Annotated in this window: 17 protein-coding genes; 10 read left to right on the forward strand and 7 right to left on the reverse strand. The window is 71.4% G+C overall.

The genetic code is table 11. The annotated features are described in order from the left end of the window. Positions 1-50 precede the first annotated feature (50 nt). A complete protein-coding gene (locus FDO65_RS20085; RefSeq protein ID WP_137451490.1) occupies positions 51-830 on the forward strand; it encodes an electron transfer flavoprotein subunit beta/FixA family protein in 780 nt (259 codons plus the stop codon). 11 nt (positions 831-841) lie between these two features. Then, positions 842-1,807 (forward strand): electron transfer flavoprotein subunit alpha/FixB family protein, encoded by a 966-nt coding sequence (locus FDO65_RS20090; RefSeq protein ID WP_137451491.1) that lies wholly within the window; start codon positions 842-844, stop codon positions 1,805-1,807. A gap of 168 nt (positions 1,808-1,975) precedes the next feature. Here FDO65_RS20090 and FDO65_RS20095 read toward each other — a convergent pair whose 3' ends face one another. Beyond that, positions 1,976-3,154 (reverse strand): thiolase family protein, encoded by a 1,179-nt coding sequence (locus FDO65_RS20095; protein WP_137451492.1) that lies wholly within the window; start codon positions 3,152-3,154, stop codon positions 1,976-1,978. Between the two features lie 87 nt (positions 3,155-3,241). Next, the gene (locus tag FDO65_RS20100; protein ID WP_137451493.1) at positions 3,242-4,003 is read right to left on the reverse strand and encodes an SDR family NAD(P)-dependent oxidoreductase; all 762 of its coding nucleotides are present in this window, start codon (positions 4,001-4,003) and stop codon (positions 3,242-3,244) included. 120 nt (positions 4,004-4,123) lie between these two features. On the opposite strand from FDO65_RS20100, the gene FDO65_RS20105 reads away from it, so the two are divergent. Further along, complete coding sequence (locus FDO65_RS20105) at positions 4,124-4,696, forward strand: TetR/AcrR family transcriptional regulator (RefSeq protein WP_137451494.1); 573 nt, start codon at positions 4,124-4,126, stop codon at positions 4,694-4,696. 18 nt (positions 4,697-4,714) lie between these two features. Here FDO65_RS20105 and FDO65_RS20110 read toward each other — a convergent pair whose 3' ends face one another. Next, positions 4,715-5,539 (reverse strand): helix-turn-helix transcriptional regulator, encoded by an 825-nt coding sequence (locus tag FDO65_RS20110; protein WP_137451495.1) that lies wholly within the window; start codon positions 5,537-5,539, stop codon positions 4,715-4,717. A 193-nt stretch (positions 5,540-5,732) separates the two neighbouring features. On the opposite strand from FDO65_RS20110, the gene FDO65_RS20115 reads away from it, so the two are divergent. From FDO65_RS20115 to xylB, 7 genes are all read left to right on the forward strand, one after another. Beyond that, on the forward strand, positions 5,733-7,433 hold the full coding sequence (locus tag FDO65_RS20115) for an AMP-binding protein (RefSeq protein ID WP_137451496.1): 1,701 nt from the start codon (positions 5,733-5,735) through the stop codon (positions 7,431-7,433). A 295-nt stretch (positions 7,434-7,728) separates the two neighbouring features. Next, positions 7,729-8,229 carry a response regulator gene (locus tag FDO65_RS20120; protein WP_166442312.1) on the forward strand — a complete coding sequence of 167 codons (501 nt, stop codon included), beginning with the start codon at positions 7,729-7,731 and terminating at the stop codon, positions 8,227-8,229. 299 nt (positions 8,230-8,528) lie between these two features. Then, positions 8,529-9,710, forward strand: a complete 1,182-nt coding sequence (locus FDO65_RS20125) for a sugar ABC transporter substrate-binding protein (protein WP_137451498.1) — start codon at positions 8,529-8,531, stop codon at positions 9,708-9,710. Between the two features lie 180 nt (positions 9,711-9,890). Next, complete coding sequence (locus FDO65_RS20130) at positions 9,891-10,676, forward strand: ATP-binding cassette domain-containing protein (RefSeq protein ID WP_137451499.1); 786 nt, start codon at positions 9,891-9,893, stop codon at positions 10,674-10,676. 43 nt (positions 10,677-10,719) lie between these two features. Next, entirely contained in the window at positions 10,720-12,012 is a 1,293-nt protein-coding gene (locus FDO65_RS20135) for a sugar ABC transporter permease (RefSeq protein WP_137451500.1), read from the forward strand. An 81-nt stretch (positions 12,013-12,093) separates the two neighbouring features. After that, positions 12,094-13,431, forward strand: a complete 1,338-nt coding sequence (locus FDO65_RS20140) for an ROK family transcriptional regulator (RefSeq protein WP_137451501.1) — start codon at positions 12,094-12,096, stop codon at positions 13,429-13,431. Between the two features lie 118 nt (positions 13,432-13,549). Further along, entirely contained in the window at positions 13,550-14,989 is a 1,440-nt protein-coding gene (xylB, locus tag FDO65_RS20145; RefSeq protein ID WP_240757743.1) for a xylulokinase, read from the forward strand. Between the two features lie 61 nt (positions 14,990-15,050). Here the strand turns inward: xylB and FDO65_RS20150 are convergent, their stop codons facing one another. The 4 genes from FDO65_RS20150 to FDO65_RS20165 form a co-directional block, all read right to left on the reverse strand. Beyond that, positions 15,051-16,124, reverse strand: a complete 1,074-nt coding sequence (locus FDO65_RS20150) for a lytic polysaccharide monooxygenase (RefSeq protein ID WP_205850192.1) — start codon at positions 16,122-16,124, stop codon at positions 15,051-15,053. A 101-nt stretch (positions 16,125-16,225) separates the two neighbouring features. Further along, a complete protein-coding gene (locus tag FDO65_RS20155; protein ID WP_137451503.1) occupies positions 16,226-16,651 on the reverse strand; it encodes a VOC family protein in 426 nt (141 codons plus the stop codon). Between the two features lie 50 nt (positions 16,652-16,701). Continuing rightward, positions 16,702-17,919 carry a cysteine desulfurase-like protein gene (locus FDO65_RS20160; protein WP_137451504.1) on the reverse strand — a complete coding sequence of 406 codons (1,218 nt, stop codon included), beginning with the start codon at positions 17,917-17,919 and terminating at the stop codon, positions 16,702-16,704. After that, on the reverse strand, positions 17,916-18,755 hold the full coding sequence (locus tag FDO65_RS20165; protein WP_137451505.1) for a DeoR/GlpR family DNA-binding transcription regulator: 840 nt from the start codon (positions 18,753-18,755) through the stop codon (positions 17,916-17,918). The genes FDO65_RS20160 and FDO65_RS20165 overlap by 4 nt, the downstream gene beginning before the upstream one ends. Between the last annotated feature and the right edge of the window lie 73 nt (positions 18,756-18,828).

Below are 18,828 nucleotides of genomic sequence, written 5' to 3' on the forward strand. Positions count from 1 at the left end.
CGACGGATTTCCGTCCCGCGGCCGGTCGACTGCACCCAAACAGGAGATCCATGACCACCATCGTCGTCGCCTGCAAGTACGTCCCCGACTCGACCGGCGATCGGTCGTTCGAGCCGGACGGCACCGTCGACCGGGAAGCGGTCGACGGTCTGCTGTCCGAGCTGGACGAGTACGCCGTCGAACAGGCCCTGCAGATCGCCGAGAACCACGGCGGTGAGGTCACCGTGCTGACCGTGGGGCCGGCCGACGCCGTGGACGCCCTGCGCAAGGCCCTGCAGATGGGCGCGCACCAGGCCGTGCACGTCACGGACGAGGCGATCGCCGGCTCGGACGTCTTCGCCACCTCCGCGGTGCTGGCCGCGGCGATCGGCCGGCTCGACGCGGACATCGTCCTGTTCGGGATGGCGTCCACCGACGGCGGTGGTGGCGTGGTGCCGACCCTGGTCGCGGACCGGCTGGACCTTCCGGCCTTGACCCACGCGTCGTCGGTGACCGTGGACGGCTCGACGGTCCGGATCACCCGGGACGGCGACACGGTGGTGCAGCAGATCGAGGCGAGCACCCCGGTGGTGGTGAGCGTGACCGACCGCACCGACCCGGCCCGGTACCCGACGTTCAAGGGGATCATGTCGGCGAAGAAGAAGACGGTGACCGAGTGGTCGCTGGCCGACCTGGGGCTGTCGGCGGATCAGGTGGGTCTCGAGCGGGCCCTGACGTCGGTGCTGGACGCGGAACGCCGGCCGGCGCGCACCGCGGGCGAGATCGTCACCGACGACGGCGACGCCGGGGTCAAGCTCGTCGACTTCCTGACCACCCACAAGTTCGTCTGAGAGGCGCAGTCATGTCCGAGATCCTGGTGCTGGTCGGCGGTGTCGGCGCGGATGCTGCAGTCACCAAGCCCGTCCTGGAGTTGGTGACACTGGCCCGACGATGGGGCGAGCCGTCGGTGGTGGTGTTCGGGTCGACGCCCGATGTCGACCTGCTCGGTCGGTACGGGGTGTCCACCGTGTACCGCTTCGACGGGCCGGAGTACGCCGACCACCTCATCGCCCCGCGCGCGGAGGCGCTGGCGGCCCTGGTGGCGAACCGGGCACCGGTGGGGGTCCTGGCGACCGCGTCGACCGACGACCGGGAGATCGCGGCGCGGGTGGCCCTGCGCGTCGGCGCGGGCTTCGTCTACGACGCGGTCGACGTGCTGGCCGACGCCGACGGGGTGCGCACCGTGCAGTCCGTCTTCGCCGGGAACTATGCGGTGACAGCGAGTTTCGCCGAGGGGCCGGTGGTCGTCGCGGTCAAGGCCAATGCCGTGACCCCGGCGGAGGTCCAGTCGCCGTCCCCGGCCTCCGTCCAGGTGGTGGAGCACGAGGTCAGCGCCGGGGCCCGGCGGACCCGGGTCGTCGCGTCCGAGGTGAAGGAGGCGGCGTCCAGTCGTCCGGAGCTCGGCGGGGCGGCCATCGTGGTGTCCGGCGGACGCGGCACCGGCGGCGACTTCTCGCCGATCGAGGAACTCGCGGACGTCCTGGGCGGCGCCGTCGGCGCCTCCCGGGCGGCCGTCGATTCCGGGTGGTACCCGCACCAGTTCCAGGTCGGCCAGACCGGCAAGACGGTCTCCCCGCAGCTGTACCTGGCCGCCGGCATCAGTGGGGCCATCCAGCATCGGGCCGGGATGCAGACCAGCCGGACCATCGTCGCCGTCGACAAGGACCCTGAGGCGCCCATCTTCGACCTCGTCGACTTCGGCGTCGTCGGTGATCTGAAGGTCGTGCTGGCCCAGGCCACGGCCGAGATCGCCGCCCGTCGAGGCTGATGCGCACATCGAAGTCCCCGTTCCCTGTCGGGGTGACGGGCGATGGTCCGCGCCCCGGTGCACGGGCCGGCGAGGAAGGAACGACGGCGGTGGGCACGGTGTCGACGATCGCGGGGGTCGTCTCGCTCGCGGTGACGGCGGGGGCGCCGATCCTCGTCGGGCGCAGCGTCAGAGTCGTTCGATGACGATGGCGTTGGCCATACCCTGGCCCTCGCAAAGCGTTTCCAGTCCGTAGCGTCCGCCGGTGCGTTCCAGGCGGTTGAGCAGTGTCGCCAGCAGGCGGGTGCCCGACGAACCGAGCGCATGTCCCAGGGCGATGGCCCCGCCGTACGGGTTCAGGCGCTCAGGATCGGCGTGCAGTTGATCCCGCCAGTACAGCGGGACCGGCGCGAACGCCTCGTTCACTTCATAGGCGTCGACGTCGGCCAGGGTGAGGCCGGCGCGGTCGAGCACCCGTTGCGTCGCGGGGACGACGCCGGTCAGCATCTCCACCGGGTCGGACCCGACGACGGCGCCGGCGACGAACCGGGCCCGGGGTCGCAGGCCGAGTTGCGCCGCCCGGCTGGCACTCATGATGAGCGCGACGGACGCCCCGTCGGTGAGTGGGGACGAGTTGCCGGCCGTCACCACCCAGGTGGCCTCGGGAATCCGGCGGGCCGCCTCGTCGCTGCGAAACACCGCCGGCAGCCGGGCCAGATCGGCGAGACCGGTTCCTGAGCGGATGGTCTCGTCGTCCCGGAGCTCGCCGCGCGGCGTGCCGACCGGCACGATCTCGACGTCGAACACACCGGTGTCCCGGGCAGTCGTGGCCCGCTGGTGCGACAGTGCGGCGAAGGAGTCCAGCTCCTCCCGCGCGTACCCGTACCGCGCGGCGACCAGTTCGGCGGACAGTCCCTGCCCGATCAGACCCCCGGGGTAGCGCCGGGCGATCCGCTCGCCCCACGGGTCCTGTCCCATGAAGGCGTGGTTGATCGGGTTGTGGCTCATCATCTCGACCCCGCCGGCCAGGACGATGTCGTAGAAGCCGGCCATCACCCCGCTGACGGCGAACTGGGTGGCCTGCAGGGCCGAACCGCACTGGCGGTCCACCGTGGTGCCCGGCACCGTCTCGGGAAGTCCCGCGGCCAGGGCGGCGTTGCGACCGACGTTGACCGCCTGGCGCCCGGCCTGGGACAGCACACCCACGATGACGTCCTCGATGGCGCCCGGGTCGATGCCGGTGCGGGTGACCAGTTCGCCGATGGCCCCGGCCAGCAGGTCGACCGGGTGCAGGGCGCTGAGCCCGCCGCCCGGCTTGCCCTTGCCGCTGGGAGTGCGGACGACGTCGACGAGCACGGCCTCGTTCATCGGAGGGAACCTGCCTGTTCGGGGTCGGCCGCGTCCGGCGGACCCGACGGGCCCGGACGCGGCGTGGTGGAGGGGCGGGGGCCGGGCCTACTGCGGCGGCATGCGAATGGCGCCGTCGAGCCGGATGGTCTCGCCGTTCAGCATGGGGTTGGCGACGATGTGGGCGACCAGGGCGGCGTACTCGGCCGGCCGTCCGAGCCGCTGCGGGTGCGGGACCTGGGCGCTCAGGGAGGTCTTCGCGTCCTCGGAGAGCCCGTCGAACATGGGGGTCTCGAAGATCCCAGGGGCGATCGACACGACGCGGATGGCGTGCCGGGCCAGGTCACGGGCCAGCGGGAGGGTCATCCCGGCGACGCCGGCCTTGGATGCCGCGTAGGCGGCCTGACCGATCTGCCCGTCAAACGCGGCGACCGAGGCGGTGGTGACGATGACGCCGCGGTCCTCGCCGGCCACGTCGTTGCCGGCCATCCGTTCGGCGGCCAGCCGGATCACGTTGAACATCCCGACCAGGTTGATGTCGATGGTGCGGGCGAAGGTGTCGAGCGGATGGGCGCCCTTGCTGCCGACCACCCGCGCACCGGTGACGATGCCGGCGCAGTTGACCAGGACGCGCAGCGGGAGCCCGTCGGCGGTCGCCTGATCCAGCGCGGCGGTGACGGCCTCCGGGTCGCGGACGTCGCCGACCGAGAAGCCGATGCCTTCGGATCGCAGCTGCTCGGTGACGCCCTCCCGGGGGGCGAGGTCGAGCACCTGGACCCGGGCTCCGAGGCTGGTGAGGTGGCGGGCGGTCGCCAGTCCGAGGCCGGAGGCCCCGCCGGTGACGAGAGCTGCGGTGTCCGGTAGCGCCATGGGTTGTCCCTCTGCGGTCGACAGGTTGATCAGCGGTCGCCAGTACTGTAAAGCAGTCGTCAGTACTGTTGCTAGTACCCCCGGGGAGCGGTCGCTACGATCCGCGCGAGGGAGGCACAGATGACACGTTCCGGGGTTCAACCGACCACCGCGCGCCGGTCGGACCTGCTCGACGCCCTGGCCGACCTGTTCCTGGCCGAGGGCTTCATGTCCTTCACCCTCGACCAGTTGACCGAGCGGCTGCGGTGCTCCAAGAGCACGCTCTACACCCTGGCCCCGAGCAAGGAGCAGTTGTCCCGGACGGTCATCAAGCACTACTTCCGGCGGTCCGCCGCGGCGGTCGAGGACAAGGTGTCCGCGGTCGACGGTGACGTCGAGGTGTACTTGAACAGCGTCGCCGAGGAGCTGCGTCCGGCGCAGCCGGCGTTCTACCGCGACCTCGACCTCTTCCCCCCGGGGCGAGAGGTCTACGAGCAGAACGTCGTGTACGCCACGCAGCGGGTCCAGGAACTCATCGCCAAGGGCGTGGCCGCGGGCGTCTACCGGCCGGTCGACTCGGAGTTCGTGGCCGACCTCATCGCCAACGCCCTGGCCCGCATCGGCCGGGGCGAGGTGGCCCGGGCCACCGGCATCGACGACTCGCGGGCGTTCCAACTGCTGTCGGACACGGTCATGGGCGGGCTGCGCGCCTGACACGGGCCGAACGGAGGGTCAGAGACAGCCCAGGCTACGGGCGACATGCACTGCTGCCGTGCGGTTTCCGACCCCGAGCTTGCGCATCGCACTGCGCAGATAGGCCCGGACCGTCTCCTCCGCCAGACCCAGGCTCGCGGCCGCCTCGCGGTTGGACAGGCCGGTGGCGACCAGGTGCAGTACCTCGGTCTCGCGTGGCGCCAACGGTCGGCCGTCCCCGGACGGCGCCGGCTCGTCGCCGGTGAGGGTGCGTAGTTCCGCGACCAGCTCACGGAGCCGGTCGCGCCGTGCCGGGTCGGTGGTCTCGGCGGACAGCCGCAGCAGTTCGCCGAGAGCCAGGCGGGTGTGCGGCATCGGGTCGGGTTCGACGTCGACCTCGGCCGTGGCCGCGATCTCCCGCCGCAGACTCCCCGCGAATGTCGTCGCCTGGTCCAGCACGACGTCACCGATGCGTTGCGAGCCGCGGACCGCTCCGTAGACCACCGCCCGGATCCGCCCCCCGATCACTATGGGCAGCGCGAAGATCGAGCCCAGACGCTCCTGGCGGACGACGACGTCGTCGAAGTCATGGGTGATGGTCGTCGTCGAGGCGTAGTCGTGGACGACCCGCAGCTGCTGGGCGGCGAGCACGGAGCCACCGAGGCCGCGTCCGCGGTTGACCTGCAGATCGACCAGGCCCGGACCGAGCACCCCGCGGACGTGACCGATGCGCAGTTCGACGCCGGCGCGGTGGCGCCGGGTCGCGCCGGCGAAGACCACGGGCAGACGGGTCGCCTGCTGGAATTGCTTCAGGCGCAGGCCGAGGACCCGGTCCACCGATTCGGTGAGCGGTTCTGCGATCACGGCGCTGTGACCTCCCGGTGGGGGTGCGCAGCAGCGAAGGTGCGCATCCTTGACTCTTCACGCCACGATGACGGAGGTCGCTACCCCCGTCCGGGGGTAGTCGCCGGCGTAGACGTGCGGCCAGCATATTCCGGCCAGAGCCATGGCGATCATCGCGATGAGGCGATGCCTCCCGGATCGGTACGGAGCATTCATGTCGAACAACACCGAGACCTACCGTCAAGCACGCGATCTGCTGCAGGAGCTGTCCAAGGACTACGGGCGGGCGGTCAGTGAGTTCACCTGGCCGGATTTCGGCGATTCCTTCAACTGGGCGATCGACTGGTTCGACGCGAATGCGCGTGGCAACTCCCGCACTGCCCTGTGGATCGTCGAGGAGGACGGCTCGGAGGCCAAGTACACCTTCGACGACATGGCGCGCCGCTCCGACCAGGTGGCCGCCCTGCTGGCCGCGAACGGCGTCACCCGGGGCGACCGGGTCCTGTTGATGCTCAACAACCAGGTCGAGCTCTGGGACACCATGCTGGCGGTCATGAAGCTCGGCGGGGTCATCCTGCCGACCACCACGGCCCTGGGTCCGCTGGAGCTCGTCGATCGCATCGAGCGGGGCGGTGCGCGCTACGTGGTGGTCAACGCCGCGGACGTCGGAAAGTTCGACCAGGTGCCGGGGGGCTACACCCGGTTCGTCGTCGGTGCCCCGGTGCCCGACGGTGCGGTCGACTTCCGGCAGGCCTACGCGCAGCAGGTGCCGCCCACCGCGCATCCAGGGACGGCGCCGGCGGACACCCAGTTGCTGTACTTCACCTCCGGGACGACGAGCAAGCCGAAACTGGTCGAACACAGCCAGGTGTCGTATCCGGTCGGGCATCTGGCCACATCGTTCTGGGTCGCGGCCAGGCCCGGTGACGTGCACCTGAACATCTCGTCACCGGGGTGGGCCAAGCACGCGTGGAGCTGCTTTTTCGCCCCGTGGATCGCGCAGGCGACGATCTTCGTCTACAACTACGCCCGGTTCGACGCGGTCAAGCTGCTCGCGCAGGTGCGGCGGGCCGAGGTGAACACCTTCTGTGCTCCGCCGACGGTCTGGCGGATGCTGATCAAGGCCGATCTCAGCGGCGGTCGGGGCGCGCTGCGGGAATTGATGTCGGCGGGCGAGCCGCTCAACCCCGAGGTCATGGAACAGGTGCGCAACGCCTGGGGGCTGACTATTCGCGACGGCTACGGGCAGACCGAGCTGCCGCTGGCCATCGGCAACGTGCCGGGAATGCCGGTCAAACCCGGTTCGATGGGGCTGCCGTTGCCCGGCGTGCCGATCGTGCTCATCGACCCGCTCACCGGGCAGCGCGCCGACGAGGGGGAGATCTGCGTCGACCTGGCCCAGCGCCCGATGAGCCTGATGACCGGCTACCTCGGCGACGACGAGCGCAACGCCGAGGCCATGGCCGACAATCTCTACCACACCGGGGATGTCGCCTCCCGGGATGCGGACGGCTACATCTTCTACATCGGTCGCACCGACGACGTCTTCAAGTCCTCGGACTACAAGATCAGCCCGTTCGAGCTGGAGAGCGTGCTCATCGAGCACCCGGCCGTCGCCGAGGCGGCGATCGTGCCCGCGCCCGACGAGGTGCGGTTGTCGGTCCCGAAGGCCTACGTCGCGCTCGCCGCCGGCTTCGAGCCGGACGAGCGGACGGCGCTGTCGATCCTGCGGCACGCGCGGGAGAACCTGGCCCCGTACCAGCGGATCCGCCGGATCGAGTTCTTCGACCTGCCGAAGACCATTTCGGGCAAGATCCGCCGGGTCGACCTGCGGGGGCGCGAGGTCGCGGCCGCGCAGGGCGCCACTCGGGTCACCGAGTGGCGGGACGATCAGTTCCCGGAGCTGCGCGGCTGACCCGGACCGCCGGTGCGGTGCCCTGGGGAACGTGGCCCGGGGGCCCGATGGGGGTCCCCGTGGAGCGAGCGTCAAACACCCGTCGCCTGGAACTACCCAAAGTGATGCACAACTACTGACAGTGCGCAATTCACGGTATGCTGGTCGACGACGGTCAGCAGCGATCCGTCCCCGCGCCGCAGGTCGGACGCGGCCGTCGGCAATCGAACGGCCGTTTCCGCCGAATCGCCGGTGGGGGTGACCACCGTTGCTCGCCGGAGCGACCGGAGGACCGGAAGCGGAGATGGCCGAGCCGATGTCGACTCCATCCGAGACCTGGCCGGTCGGCCTGACGGCCGACCAGTCGTCCACCGCTTCGCCCGAGCTGTCCGCCGGCCCGGTCCGTCGCTGGCCCGATGCCGCCCCGCCGGCCGACCACGACGAGGTCCGCCGTCCGGCGTCGGGTCGCGTCCTGGTCTGTGACGACCGGTGCGAGGTTCGTGACGCCATCGAGCTGGCCCTCCGGAGCCACCCGGTCCTGCGGCTCGTGGGCCAGGCCGAGGATGCGAGCAGCTGTCTGAGGGAGATCGACCGGTGTCGACCGGATCTGCTGATCCTGGACGTGAACATGCCCGGCGGCGGACCGTCGATCACCCGGGAACTGCGTCGTCGATGGCCGGGATTGTTCATCCTGGTGTACTCGAGTCACGGCCAGCAGCGCGTCCGGGAGCAGATGCTCGACGCCGGAGCCGATCAGTTCGTGCTGAAGACGGGGCGGCTGCGTCCCCTCCTGACCGCACTGGCCGCCGCGGCCTAGGTCCGACAGCACGAAACGACATCGGTGTACTGGTCGGCGATGTCGATGCCGGGGCATGGAGTACCGGCGACGCTGCGCCATCGGGTCGTGACGGCGCGGCGTTTGTTGGACCACTTACCAAAACGTGACATCCGCCCTCATTGACACCCGTGTGAACGCCGACTTAGTTTGTCTAACCACCGAACTAGTGCGTGACGCGGGCCACAACCGACCTGCGTACGGCAGGCCCGTCGACCTGACCGGTGCACAACAGACACCCGGCCCGGTGGGCCGGCAGGAACGATCAGAGAGGATCGTCCATGCGTCTCCGTACCCTTGCTGTCACCGGTGTCATCGCCACCGGTGGTCTGCTGCTCGCCGCCTGTGGCGGGGCGTCGAACACCGCCTCCAGTGCCACCTCGGCCGCGGGTTCCGTGGCCAATTCGGTCACCAGTGCCGCCGGCTCGGCCGGTTCCTCCGCCAGCAGCTCGGCCGGGGCCTCCAGCTCCAGCGCCGCCGGCGGTGGCGGCGCCGTCACCGGCAAGGTCGGCGTGATCCTGCCGGACACCAAGTCCTCCGCCCGGTGGGAGACCCAGGACCGTCCGGCTCTGCAGAAGGCCTTCGAGGCCGCCGGAGTCGAGTCCGACATCCAGAACGCCAACGGCGACAAGGCGGCCATGGCCACCATCGCCGACCAGATGATCGCCAACGGCGTCACCGTCCTGGCCATCGTCAACCTGGACAACGAGTCCGGCGCGGCCATCGAGAACAAGGCCAAGGCGCAGGGCGTCCAGACCATCGACTACGACCGCCTGACCCTGGGTGGTAGCGCCGACTACTACGTCTCGTTCGACAACACCGAGGTCGGCAAGCTGCAGGGCGAGGGCCTCAACAAGTGCCTGGGTGGGGGCGACAAGAACATCGTCTTCCTCAACGGCTCGCCGTCGGACTCCAACGCCACCCAGTTCTCGGCGGGCGCGCACTCCGTCCTGGACTCGATGTCGAACTACAAGCAGGTCGCCGAGCAGGCCGTCCCGGACTGGGACAACCAGCAGGCCGGCACCATCTACGAGCAGATCTTCACGGCCCAGGCCGGCAACATCCAGGGCGTCCTGGCCGCCAACGACGGCCTGGGCAACGCGGTCATCGCGGTCAACAAGAAGAACGGCCTGCAGATCCCGGTGACCGGGCAGGACGCCACCGTCCAGGGCCTGCAGAACATCCTGGCCGGCGACCAGTGCATGACGGTGTTCAAGGACACCAACAAGGAGGCCAAGGCGCTCTCCGACGTGGCCATCGCGCTGGCCAAGGGCGAGAGCCCGACGACCACCGGCACCGTCCAGGACACCAACGGCAACCGTGAGGTCAAGGCCATCCTGGAGACCCCGGAGGCCATCACCAAGGACAACGTGAAGACCGTCGTCGACGCCGGAGGCGTCACCGCCGCCGAGCTGTGCACCGGCGACTACGCCGCCGCCTGCACCACCGCCGGCATCAGCTAGTCCGTTCGTCCCCGCGGTCCGACCGGCGGGTGGAAGTCCCGCTTCCACTCGCCGGTCGTCTGCGGTCACCGTTTCCCGCCGGCTCCGCCGGCCGCACCGCGATCTCCGGCCCCGGCCGTGGAAGACGCGGCCGCCTCGACATCTCCTGTCCCGCAGCATCTTCGAAGAACGGAACCGTCCATGGCCGACGCCTCCGCACCCCTCCTGCAGCTGCGGGGGGTGAACAAGAGTTTCGGCGCCGTGCAGGTCCTGCACGACGTCGACCTGAACATCTACCCCGGTCAGGTCACCGCCCTGGTCGGTGACAACGGCGCCGGGAAGTCCACGCTGGTCAAATGCGTGGCCGGGATCCATCCGATCGACAGCGGCGACTACCTGTTCGAGGGAAAACCCGTCCAGGTCAACAACCCGCGCGACGCCGCCGGCCTGGGCATCGAGATCGTCTACCAGGACCTCGCGCTCTGCGACAACCTCGACATCGTCCAGAACATGTTCCTCGGCCGTGAACCCAAGTCGGGTGTCGTGCTGGACGAGGCGCAGATGGAAATCAAGGCCCGAGACACGCTGGCCTCCCTTTCCGTGCGCACGGTGTCCAGTGTCCGGCAACTGGTCTCGAGCCTGTCCGGCGGACAGCGCCAGACCGTGGCCATCGCGAAGTCGGTGCTCTGGAACTCCAAGGTCGTCATGCTCGACGAGCCCACGGCCGCCCTCGGTGTCGCCCAGACCCGTCAGGTGCTCGACCTGGTCCGCCGGCTGGCCGACAACGGCCTCGGGGTCCTGCTCATCAGCCACAACATGAACGACGTCAAGGAGGTCAGCGACCGGATCACCGCGCTGTACCTCGGCCGCGTCGCCGCCGAGGTCCCCGCGGCCGACGTGACCACCGGACAGATCGTCGAACTCATCACCAGCGGACGGTCCGGTTCCATCGGACTCGCCCCTGCGGTAGCGCAGGAGTCGGCATGACCAACAGCAAGGCCCGCATCGTCACCGTGGCGCAGGAGTCGGCATGACCAACACCAGCAAGGCCCCCGTCACCACCAAGGCCAAGAGCGACGTCGAGGCCCGCGCCATGTTCTCCGGCGACGCCGCCGGTCCGGTCTCCCTCGGTCAGTACTGGCAGGGCTACCGCAACAAGCTGCGCGCCGGCGACGTCGGTTCACTGCCGGCCATTCTCGGCCTCATCGTGCTGTTGATCGTCTTCACGATCGCCGCCCCCGGCACGTTCCTGTCGACGTTCAACTTCGCGAACCTGCTGACCCAGGCCGGATCCATCTGCGTGCTGGCGATGGGCATCGGGTTCGTCCTGCTGCTCGGCCACATCGACCTGTCGGCCGGTGTGATCGGCGGTGTCGGGGCCGGCGTGCTGGCCATGCTGCTGCTCAAGCAGGGCTGGCCGTGGTACCTGGCCGTCGTCGCCGCCCTGCTGGTCGGGGTGCTCATGGGCATCGTCACCGGCCTGCTGGTGTCGTCGGTCGGCATCCCGTCGTTCGTCGTGACGCTGGCGTTCTTCCTGGCCTACCAGGGCGTCCTGCTCTGGATCATCGGCACCGGCGGCACCGTCCCGCTGAACGACCCGACGATCGTGGCCATCAGCAACGGCAACATGCCCGTGGTGCTGGGCTGGATCGTGGTGGTGGCCTCGATCGCGATCTACGCCGGCATCAACCTGTTCGTCTACCAGCGGCGGCGCGCGGCCAACCTGGTCACCCCGCCGCTGGCCGTCATCCTGCTGCGGGTCGCCGTCATCGCCGTCCTGCTGCTCGGGGCGACCTACCTGCTGAGCCAGAACCGTTCCAAGGGCACGATCGTGCTCGAGGGCATCCCGTGGATCGCACCGATCGTCGGTGTGCTGCTGGTGTTCTGGACGTTCGTGCAGAACCGCACCGCCTTCGGCCGGCACGTCTACGCCGTCGGCGGCAACGCCGAGGCCGCCCGCCGCGCCGGTATCCGGGTCGGGTACATCACCATCGCCTGCTTCGTCATCAGCTCGGCCATGGCCGTGCTGTCCGGCATCATCGCCGCCTCGCGGCTGAACTCGGTGACCCCGGACGCCGGCGCCGGCAACACCCTGCTGTACGCGGTGGCCGCGGCGGTCATCGGCGGCACGTCGCTGTTCGGCGGCAAGGGCAAGGCCCGGGACGCGATCATCGGTGGCCTCGTCATCGCGGTGATCGACAACGGCCTCGGCCTGCTCGGACTGCAGGCCTACATCAAGTACATCATCACCGGCCTGGTGCTGCTCCTGGCCGCCAGCGTCGACGCGATCAGCCGTCGTCGTCGGGCCAGCGCCGGTCGTTAGGCATCGACGGGCGTGCGGACCGGCTCTGGTCCGCACGCCCCACGGTGGCGATCCGTCTGCACATCGCCGCGCGGAGGCGTCATGCTGCGAGCGCCCACACCGCTGGGCGCGTCCGCGTCATCCCGCGGTGCACGAGAACAGGAGGAGGCGACCGTGGTCGGTGCCGGACGCCAGGGCGACCCCCGGTCGCCGGCCGATCAAGCCACGGTGCGGCGGCTCAATCTCGCGCTGGTGATGCAGCGGCTCGCCACCGGACCGCGCACCCGGGCCCGGCTCGCCGAGGACACCGGTCTGAACAAGGCGACGGTCTCCAGCCTGATCACCGAGCTCATCGACCGCGACCTCGTCACCGAGGGCCACATCGACCGTGGCGGCCTCGGCCGCCCGGGGCGCACCGTCGAGGTGCACCCCGGCGGGCCGCGCTTCATCGGCGCTGAGCTGCAGACCGGTTACGCCGAGGGCGTTCTCACCGACCTGACCGGTCGGGTGCTGGCCCGCCACCGGGTCGCCGAGTCGATGACCGACCTCGGACCGGAGCGGAGTCTGGCCCTCGTCGCGGAGTTGGCCCGGGAGCTGGTCGAGCGCGGCGGCGCGCACCCGGCCGACGTGCAGAGCGTGCACCTGGCCGTGCCGGGGCTCGTCGACACCGCCGCCGGGGCGCTGTCGTTCGCCCCCAACCTGCACTGGTCGGACGTCGACGTGGTCGGCACCCTGCACCACCGGCTGGGTTGGTGCAGCGCCCGGATCGGAGTCGACAACGACGCCAACATGGGTGCGATGGCCCACTGGGCGGTCGGCGACGTCGCCGGCACACGCAACCTGGTGTACCTCGCGGGGAATGCCGGTGTCGGCGCCGGTCTCATCGTCGACGGTCACATCGTCCGCGGCTCCAGCGGCTTCGCCGGCGAGGTGGGACACCTGGCCATCGGTCCGAGCGGGCGCGAGTGCGGGTGCGGCCGCACCGGCTGCTGGGAGACGGCGGTCGGGCTCACCGCGCTCCTGACGTCGGTGGCCGAACCCGGGGACCGGCTGCGGGACGAGCACATCGACGTCGAGGTCCGCGTGCAGGGCGTGTGCGACCTCATCGCGGCCGGCGACCCCCGGGCCCGCCGGTCGGTGGGTGATCAGGCCCAGTGGCTGGGCACCGGGGTGGCCATGCTGTGTCAGGTGCTCGATCCCGACGTCGTCGTCCTCGGCGGGCACTACCCGGCCCTGCGTGAGCATCTGCAGGACGCGGTGGCCCACGCCCTGCGGACCGCGGCGCTACCGCCGGGCGGACTGCGCACCCGCGTGGTGTTCTCCCCGCTGCGCTTCTCGGCCGTGGCCCTCGGAGCCGCCTACGTCGGCATCCACCAGGTCCTCGCCGACCCCACCCTCGTCCCGATCAGTCCGCCGGTCCGGGAGGCCGGTTCCGCCTGAGCCGCCGCACCGGACGACGATGTCGGCAGCGGCCCGGCGTCCCCGCCCCGTCCACGTGCCCGTCCACCGACCCGCCCCAGCCCGACCACCAGTGCACGACCGACAAAGGAGTCCGACCGTGACCACGGCATCCCCGGCCCCCGCCGATTCCCAGCCCCCCGGTGACGAGGTCCTCGTCGCCGGCATCGACTCGTCCACCCAGTCGACCAAGGTGGTCCTGGTCCGGGCCAGTGACGGCACCGTCGTCGCCGAGGCCAGCGCTCCCCACCCCAACGGCACCGAGGTCGACCCGAAGTACTGGTGGAAGGCCCTGCAGACCGCCGGCGCCGGCCTGCTGGAGCGGGCCGCCGCCATCGGCGTCGGCGGTCAGCAGCACGGCATGGTGCTGCTCGACGACCAGGGTGAGGTCGTGCGCCCGGCGCTGCTGTGGAACGACCTGCGGTCGTCCCCGCAGGGCCACCAGGTCGTCGAGCACCTCGGCGGACCGCAGGCCACGGCGGACGCCATCGGGTCCGTGCCGGCGGGTTCCTTCACCGTCACCAAGCTGCGGTGGGTCTTCGAGAACGAGCCCGAGAACGCCGCCCGCGTGGCGGCTGTCGGCCTGCCGCACGACTGGGTGACCTGGAAGCTCGCCGGCGGCCACGAGGCCGGCGTCGGTCTGACCACCGACCACGGCGACGCGTCCGGCACCGGCTTCTACTCGCCGTCCAAGCGGGACTGGCTGCCCGAGCTGGCCGCCTGGGCCCTGGGCCGGCCGGCCGACCAGGCCCCCGCGCTACCCCGGCTGGTCGAACCGGGCGGGGTCGCGGGCCGCACCCCGTCCGGGACGCTGCTGTCCGCCGGGACGGGTGACAACCCCGCTGCCGCACTGGGTCTGGGCCTGGAGCCCGGTGACGTGGTGGTGTCGATCGGCACGTCGGGCACGGCCTACTGCGTCAGCGACGAACCGTCGGCCGACCCGCTGGGCATGGTCGTGGGCTTCGCCGACGCCACCGGCAACTACCTCCCGCTGGCCTGCACCATCAACGCCGCCCGCATCCTCTCGACCACCGAGGAGCTCCTGGGCGTCGACCACGACGAGTTCTCCCGCCTCGCGCTGTCGGCCCCGGCCGGGGCCAACGGCCTGGTCCTGCTGCCGTACCTGGACGGTGAGCGGACCCCCAACCGGCCCGAGGCCACCGGCGTGCTCAAGGGCCTGACCTCGGCGACCACCCGGGCCGACTACGCGCGCGCCGCGGTCGAGGGGCTGCTGTGTTCGCTGGCCGACGCGGTCGATGCGCTGGGGGTGACCGCGCGCCGGGTGCTGCTGATCGGCGGTGCGGTCAAGAGCGAGGCGGTCCGCCGGATCGCCCCGGCGATCTTCGGGGTGGACGTGCAGGTGCCGCCGCCAGCCGAGTACGTCGCCCTGGGCGCCGCCCGTCAGGCGGCCTGGGCGCTCTCCGGCGCGGCCGAGCCGCCGGTGTGGGCGGCGGCGCAGACCGAGACCTACAGCGCCCCCGCCACTCCCGAGGTGCTCGAGCGATACCGGGTGCTGCGGGACGCCACCGTGGGCTGGTAGCCGGTGCGTCCCGGCCGGGAGCGGGGTGCCCCGCCCCCGGCCGGGCTCGGTGGAACGACCATCAGGGCGCGGACGGCAGCCACAGGGCGAGCGCGGTGATCCACGACGGGTCGCCCCAGCCCCGGTGGCTCTGCCGGCACACGTAGACGCGGCCCTCGAAGCTGACCCGGTCGCCGATGCGGTAGGAACCGAACGGATTCCACGCCGGCGCGGCCGGGGCCCCGGTGGTCGGAGTCGGGGCGGCCGTCGTCGGTGTCGTGGTGGTCGCCGGTGCGGTGGTCGCCGGTGCGGTGGTCGACGGCGTGCTCGTGGCCGGTGGCGTGGAAGTGACCGGTGCTGACGTGGCCGGCGCGGTGGTGGCCGGCGCCGTCGCCGGGCTGCTCGTGGATGGCGCACTGCTGGTCGTCTCGGGGTGGCTGTGGTGGTGCTCGCTGGTCGGGGCGGCCGTCGTCGGTGTCGTGGTGGTCGCCGGCGTGGGGTTGGAGCCCGCTGCGCCCACGTCGAGATCGATGGTGTTGTAGAAGGCGTTGGCCGTGTCGGCGACATCCCAGACGGCGTAGAGGATCTGGTAACCGCTGCGGTCAGCGGGGATCGTGATGGTGTGCGACGGGTTCATCGACGCGGCGCTGCCGTCGTGCGGCACCGTGGCGATGAGCTCCAGCTCGGACCGGGTCAGCGGCGCGTTCGGGTTCCACCCCGGCTTGGTCAGGTAGTACCGCCACTGGCTGGTGCGGTGCGCGGCGGTGTACTGCCACGTCACCGTGAGCGGGCCGGCCGCCACGGGGTTCTTCCACCAGCGGGTCGCGGTCTGCTGGTCGAGTACGCCCCCGAAGAGCCCACCGGCCGAGGCGAGCCGGCCGTCGGCGGGCCCGGCGGCGGGGAAGCCCTTGGGCGCCTCCAGGCTCTGCGGTTCGTTCGCGACGGCGCCGCGGTCGGCGTTCTGGCTGGCGGCGGCGCGGGAGACCACGGTTCCGGCGACGTAGCCGTGGGCGGCGGCCGGGGTGGCGCCGGCGATCGTGAGACCGGCCCCGACCAGGACGGTGACGGCGAGGGTCCCGACGGCGGCGCGGGCTCGGGGGCGGAAGCCGCGGAGGGGACCCGGCGGGGGCATGGTGGATCTGCGATGGTCGGCCATACGACGACCGTATGGCGTAGTCAGCTGACTACTCTAGGCCACTATCGCGTGGCAGATCCCAGCTGAAGAGGGGGATGCGGGCCCCCGATGCCGAGCCGTCGTCAGCCCACGAAGATGCAGAACGGATGCCCGTCGGGATCGGCGAAGACGTACAGCGGTTCCTGCGGATCGTCGAATCGGTCCTGCAGCAGACGGGCGCCCAGCTGTTCGGCGCGGGCCCGAAATTCCTGCAGGGCCGCGGAATCACCCGCCGTCAGATCCAGGTGCAGTTGCTGGGCCACCGGTCCGTCCGGCCAGGTGACCTCGGGCACCGCGTCGACCTGCTGGAACGCCAGGCCGGCCCCGCCGGCCGGGGGACGCAGCACCAGCCAGTCGGCCCCCTCGGGGTCCGGTTGGCCGGTCGGCGGCGGCTCGTCACCGGTGCGGTAGGACCAGCCGAGCAGACCGCGGTAAAACTCGGCCAGCCGGCGAGCGTCCGCGGTGTCGAGGACGACGTTGTACAGGACCGGGGCGGGGGTGTCCGTCATGACCCCACCCAACCCCGGACGACGGTGGCCCGCGCGGTGGGTGGGACGCGTCAGGCGGTGGTCGCGGCGAACTCCTGGAGTCCGGTGATCAACCGGTCGACGTCGTCGTCATCGGTGTACGGCGCCAGACCCACTCGCAGGCCGCCGGTGTCGCCGAGTCCGAGCCACCGGGACGCCTCGATCGCGTAGAACGAGCCGGCGGGCGCGTTCACGCCCCGGGCGGCCAGGAACTCGTAGGCGGCCTCCGCCGGGCGGTCGGCGAAGGTCAGCAGGGTGGTGGGGGTGCGGCGCCGGGCCCGGGACCGTCGGGTCATCCCGGGGATGTCGTCCAGCGCGGCCTCGAGGCGGGCGTGCAACCGGCTCTCGTGAGTCTCGACGGCCGCCATCGCCGCGCCGATCCGGGTGCGCCGGTCACCGGCGACCTCCCCGGCCAGGCCGGCGATCACCTCGACGGCGGCGGTGGTACCGGCCAGCAGCTCGTAGGGCAGGGTGCCGAGCTCGAAGCGTTCCGGCACCGCGTTCGACGAGGGCAGCAGTTTGTCCGGTGACCACTGCTTCCACCACCCCGGGGCGGCGCTGAGCACCCCGCAGTGCGGGCCGAAGAACTTGTAGGGCGAGCAGGCGTAGACATCCGCGCCGAGCGCGCCCACGTCCACCGGGCAGTGCGCGGTGAAGTGCACGCCGTCGACGAAGCAGAAGGCCCCGACCGCGTGCGCGGCATCGGCGATGGCGCGGACCTCCGGACGGGTGCCCAGCAGGTTCGACGACGCGGTCACCGCGACCCAGCGGGTCCGTTCGGACAGCAGGGCGGTGACGTCCTCGACGGCCAGTTCTCCGGTGGCCGGATCGAACGGCGCCCACCGCACCGTCGCGCCCGCCCGCTGCGCGGCGAGCACCCAGGGACGCACGTTGGCGTCGTGGTCCAGCCGGGTCACGACGATCTCGTCGCCGGGTCCCCAGCCGGCCGCGAGCGTGCGGGTCAGGTCGAACGTCAACGCGGTCATGCTGCGCCCGAAGACGATGCCGCTGGGGTCGGCACCGAGCAGATCGGCCATCGCCGCCCGTGCGGCCAGCACGATGCCGTCGGCCGTCCGCTCGGCGGCGGTCACCCGCCCGCGGTTGGCGATCGGGCTGGTCAGCGCATCGGCGACGGCCCGCGCGACCGCGCTCGGGGTCTGCGTGCCGCCCGGACCGTCGAAGTGGGCGGTGCCCTGGGCGAGGGCGGGGAAGCCGGCCCGGAAGGCGGCGATGTCGTAGGTCCCGCTCATGCCGATCGGCCGTCCCGCTCGGTCGTCGGTGCGCCGTCGGCGCCGCCGGGTTCCGACTCGCCGGTGGTCGGGATGATGATGACCTCCGAGACCTGCTCGGACAGCACCTCGGCGGCGTCGTCGGGCAGTCGGTCGTCGGTCAGCAGGGTGTGCACGGCGGACAGCGGCGCGAACTGGGCCAGGCCCACGGCACCCCACTTGGTGTGGTCGGCCAGGACGACCAACCGGCGCGCGGATTCCACGAACGCCCGGTTCGTCTCCGCCTCCAGCAGGTTGGGGGTGGTCAGGCCGGCCCGCTCGTCGATCCCCGCGACACCCATCACCACCATGTCGACGTGCAGGGCGCGGATGGCCTGCACCGCGATGGGGCCGACCAGGCCGTCCGACGGGATGCGCAGGCCGCCGGTCAGCACCACGGTCAGGTCCCGTCGGTGCCGGTCGTTCAGGGCCTCGGCGACCTTCAGCGAGTTGGTCACGATGGTCAGGTCCGGGATGTCCCCGAGGTGCCGGGCCAACGTCCAGGTGGTCGAACCGGCGGTGATCGCCACGGCCATGCCCGGCTTGACCAGGGTGGCCGCGTGGGCGGCGATCACCTCCTTCTCCCATACCTCGCGTTGGCTGGCCACCTCGAACGTCGGCTCCAGCGCGCTGGTGGTCTCCATCGCGGTCGCCCCGCCGTGCACCTTGGACAGCAGACCCTTGCGGTCCAGCGCGTCGAGGTCGCGGCGGACCGTCATGTCGGAGACGCCGAGCAGCGCGGCGAGGTGGGCGACGCGGACGCCGCCGGTCCGGCGCACCTCGTCGAGGATCTTGGCCTGGCGCATCGCGGCGAGCAACGGCGTCCTCCGTGGTGCCGGCGACCACCGGCATCCGGCACGATCCGGGCGGCGGTGACGCAGTGGGGTTCGG

It is taken from the genome of Nakamurella flava (assembly GCF_005298075.1).
GTDB classification, from domain to species: Bacteria; Actinomycetota; Actinomycetes; order Mycobacteriales; family Nakamurellaceae; genus Nakamurella; species Nakamurella flava.

Excerpts from the sequence above, each read along its gene's own strand:
- FDO65_RS20085 (WP_137451490.1), top strand. The coding sequence starts at position 51 with ATGACCACCATCGTCGTCGCCTGCAAGTACGTCCCCGACTCGACCGGC.
- FDO65_RS20130 (WP_137451499.1), top strand. The coding sequence starts at position 9,891 with ATGGCCGACGCCTCCGCACCCCTCCTGCAGCTGCGGGGGGTGAACAAG.
- FDO65_RS20095 (WP_137451492.1), bottom strand. The coding sequence starts at position 3,154 with ATGAACGAGGCCGTGCTCGTCGACGTCGTCCGCACTCCCAGCGGCAAG.
- FDO65_RS20140 (WP_137451501.1), top strand. The coding sequence starts at position 12,094 with ATGCTGCGAGCGCCCACACCGCTGGGCGCGTCCGCGTCATCCCGCGGT.
- FDO65_RS20155 (WP_137451503.1), bottom strand. The coding sequence starts at position 16,651 with ATGACGGACACCCCCGCCCCGGTCCTGTACAACGTCGTCCTCGACACC.
- FDO65_RS20160 (WP_137451504.1), bottom strand. The coding sequence starts at position 17,919 with ATGAGCGGGACCTACGACATCGCCGCCTTCCGGGCCGGCTTCCCCGCC.
- FDO65_RS20150 (WP_205850192.1), bottom strand. The coding sequence starts at position 16,124 with ATGGCCGACCATCGCAGATCCACCATGCCCCCGCCGGGTCCCCTCCGC.
- FDO65_RS20125 (WP_137451498.1), top strand. The coding sequence starts at position 8,529 with ATGCGTCTCCGTACCCTTGCTGTCACCGGTGTCATCGCCACCGGTGGT.
- FDO65_RS20105 (WP_137451494.1), top strand. The coding sequence starts at position 4,124 with ATGACACGTTCCGGGGTTCAACCGACCACCGCGCGCCGGTCGGACCTG.
- FDO65_RS20115 (WP_137451496.1), top strand. The coding sequence starts at position 5,733 with ATGTCGAACAACACCGAGACCTACCGTCAAGCACGCGATCTGCTGCAG.
- FDO65_RS20100 (WP_137451493.1), bottom strand. The coding sequence starts at position 4,003 with ATGGCGCTACCGGACACCGCAGCTCTCGTCACCGGCGGGGCCTCCGGC.
- FDO65_RS20135 (WP_137451500.1), top strand. The coding sequence starts at position 10,720 with ATGACCAACACCAGCAAGGCCCCCGTCACCACCAAGGCCAAGAGCGAC.
- FDO65_RS20090 (WP_137451491.1), top strand. The coding sequence starts at position 842 with ATGTCCGAGATCCTGGTGCTGGTCGGCGGTGTCGGCGCGGATGCTGCA.
- FDO65_RS20120 (WP_166442312.1), top strand. The coding sequence starts at position 7,729 with ATGTCGACTCCATCCGAGACCTGGCCGGTCGGCCTGACGGCCGACCAG.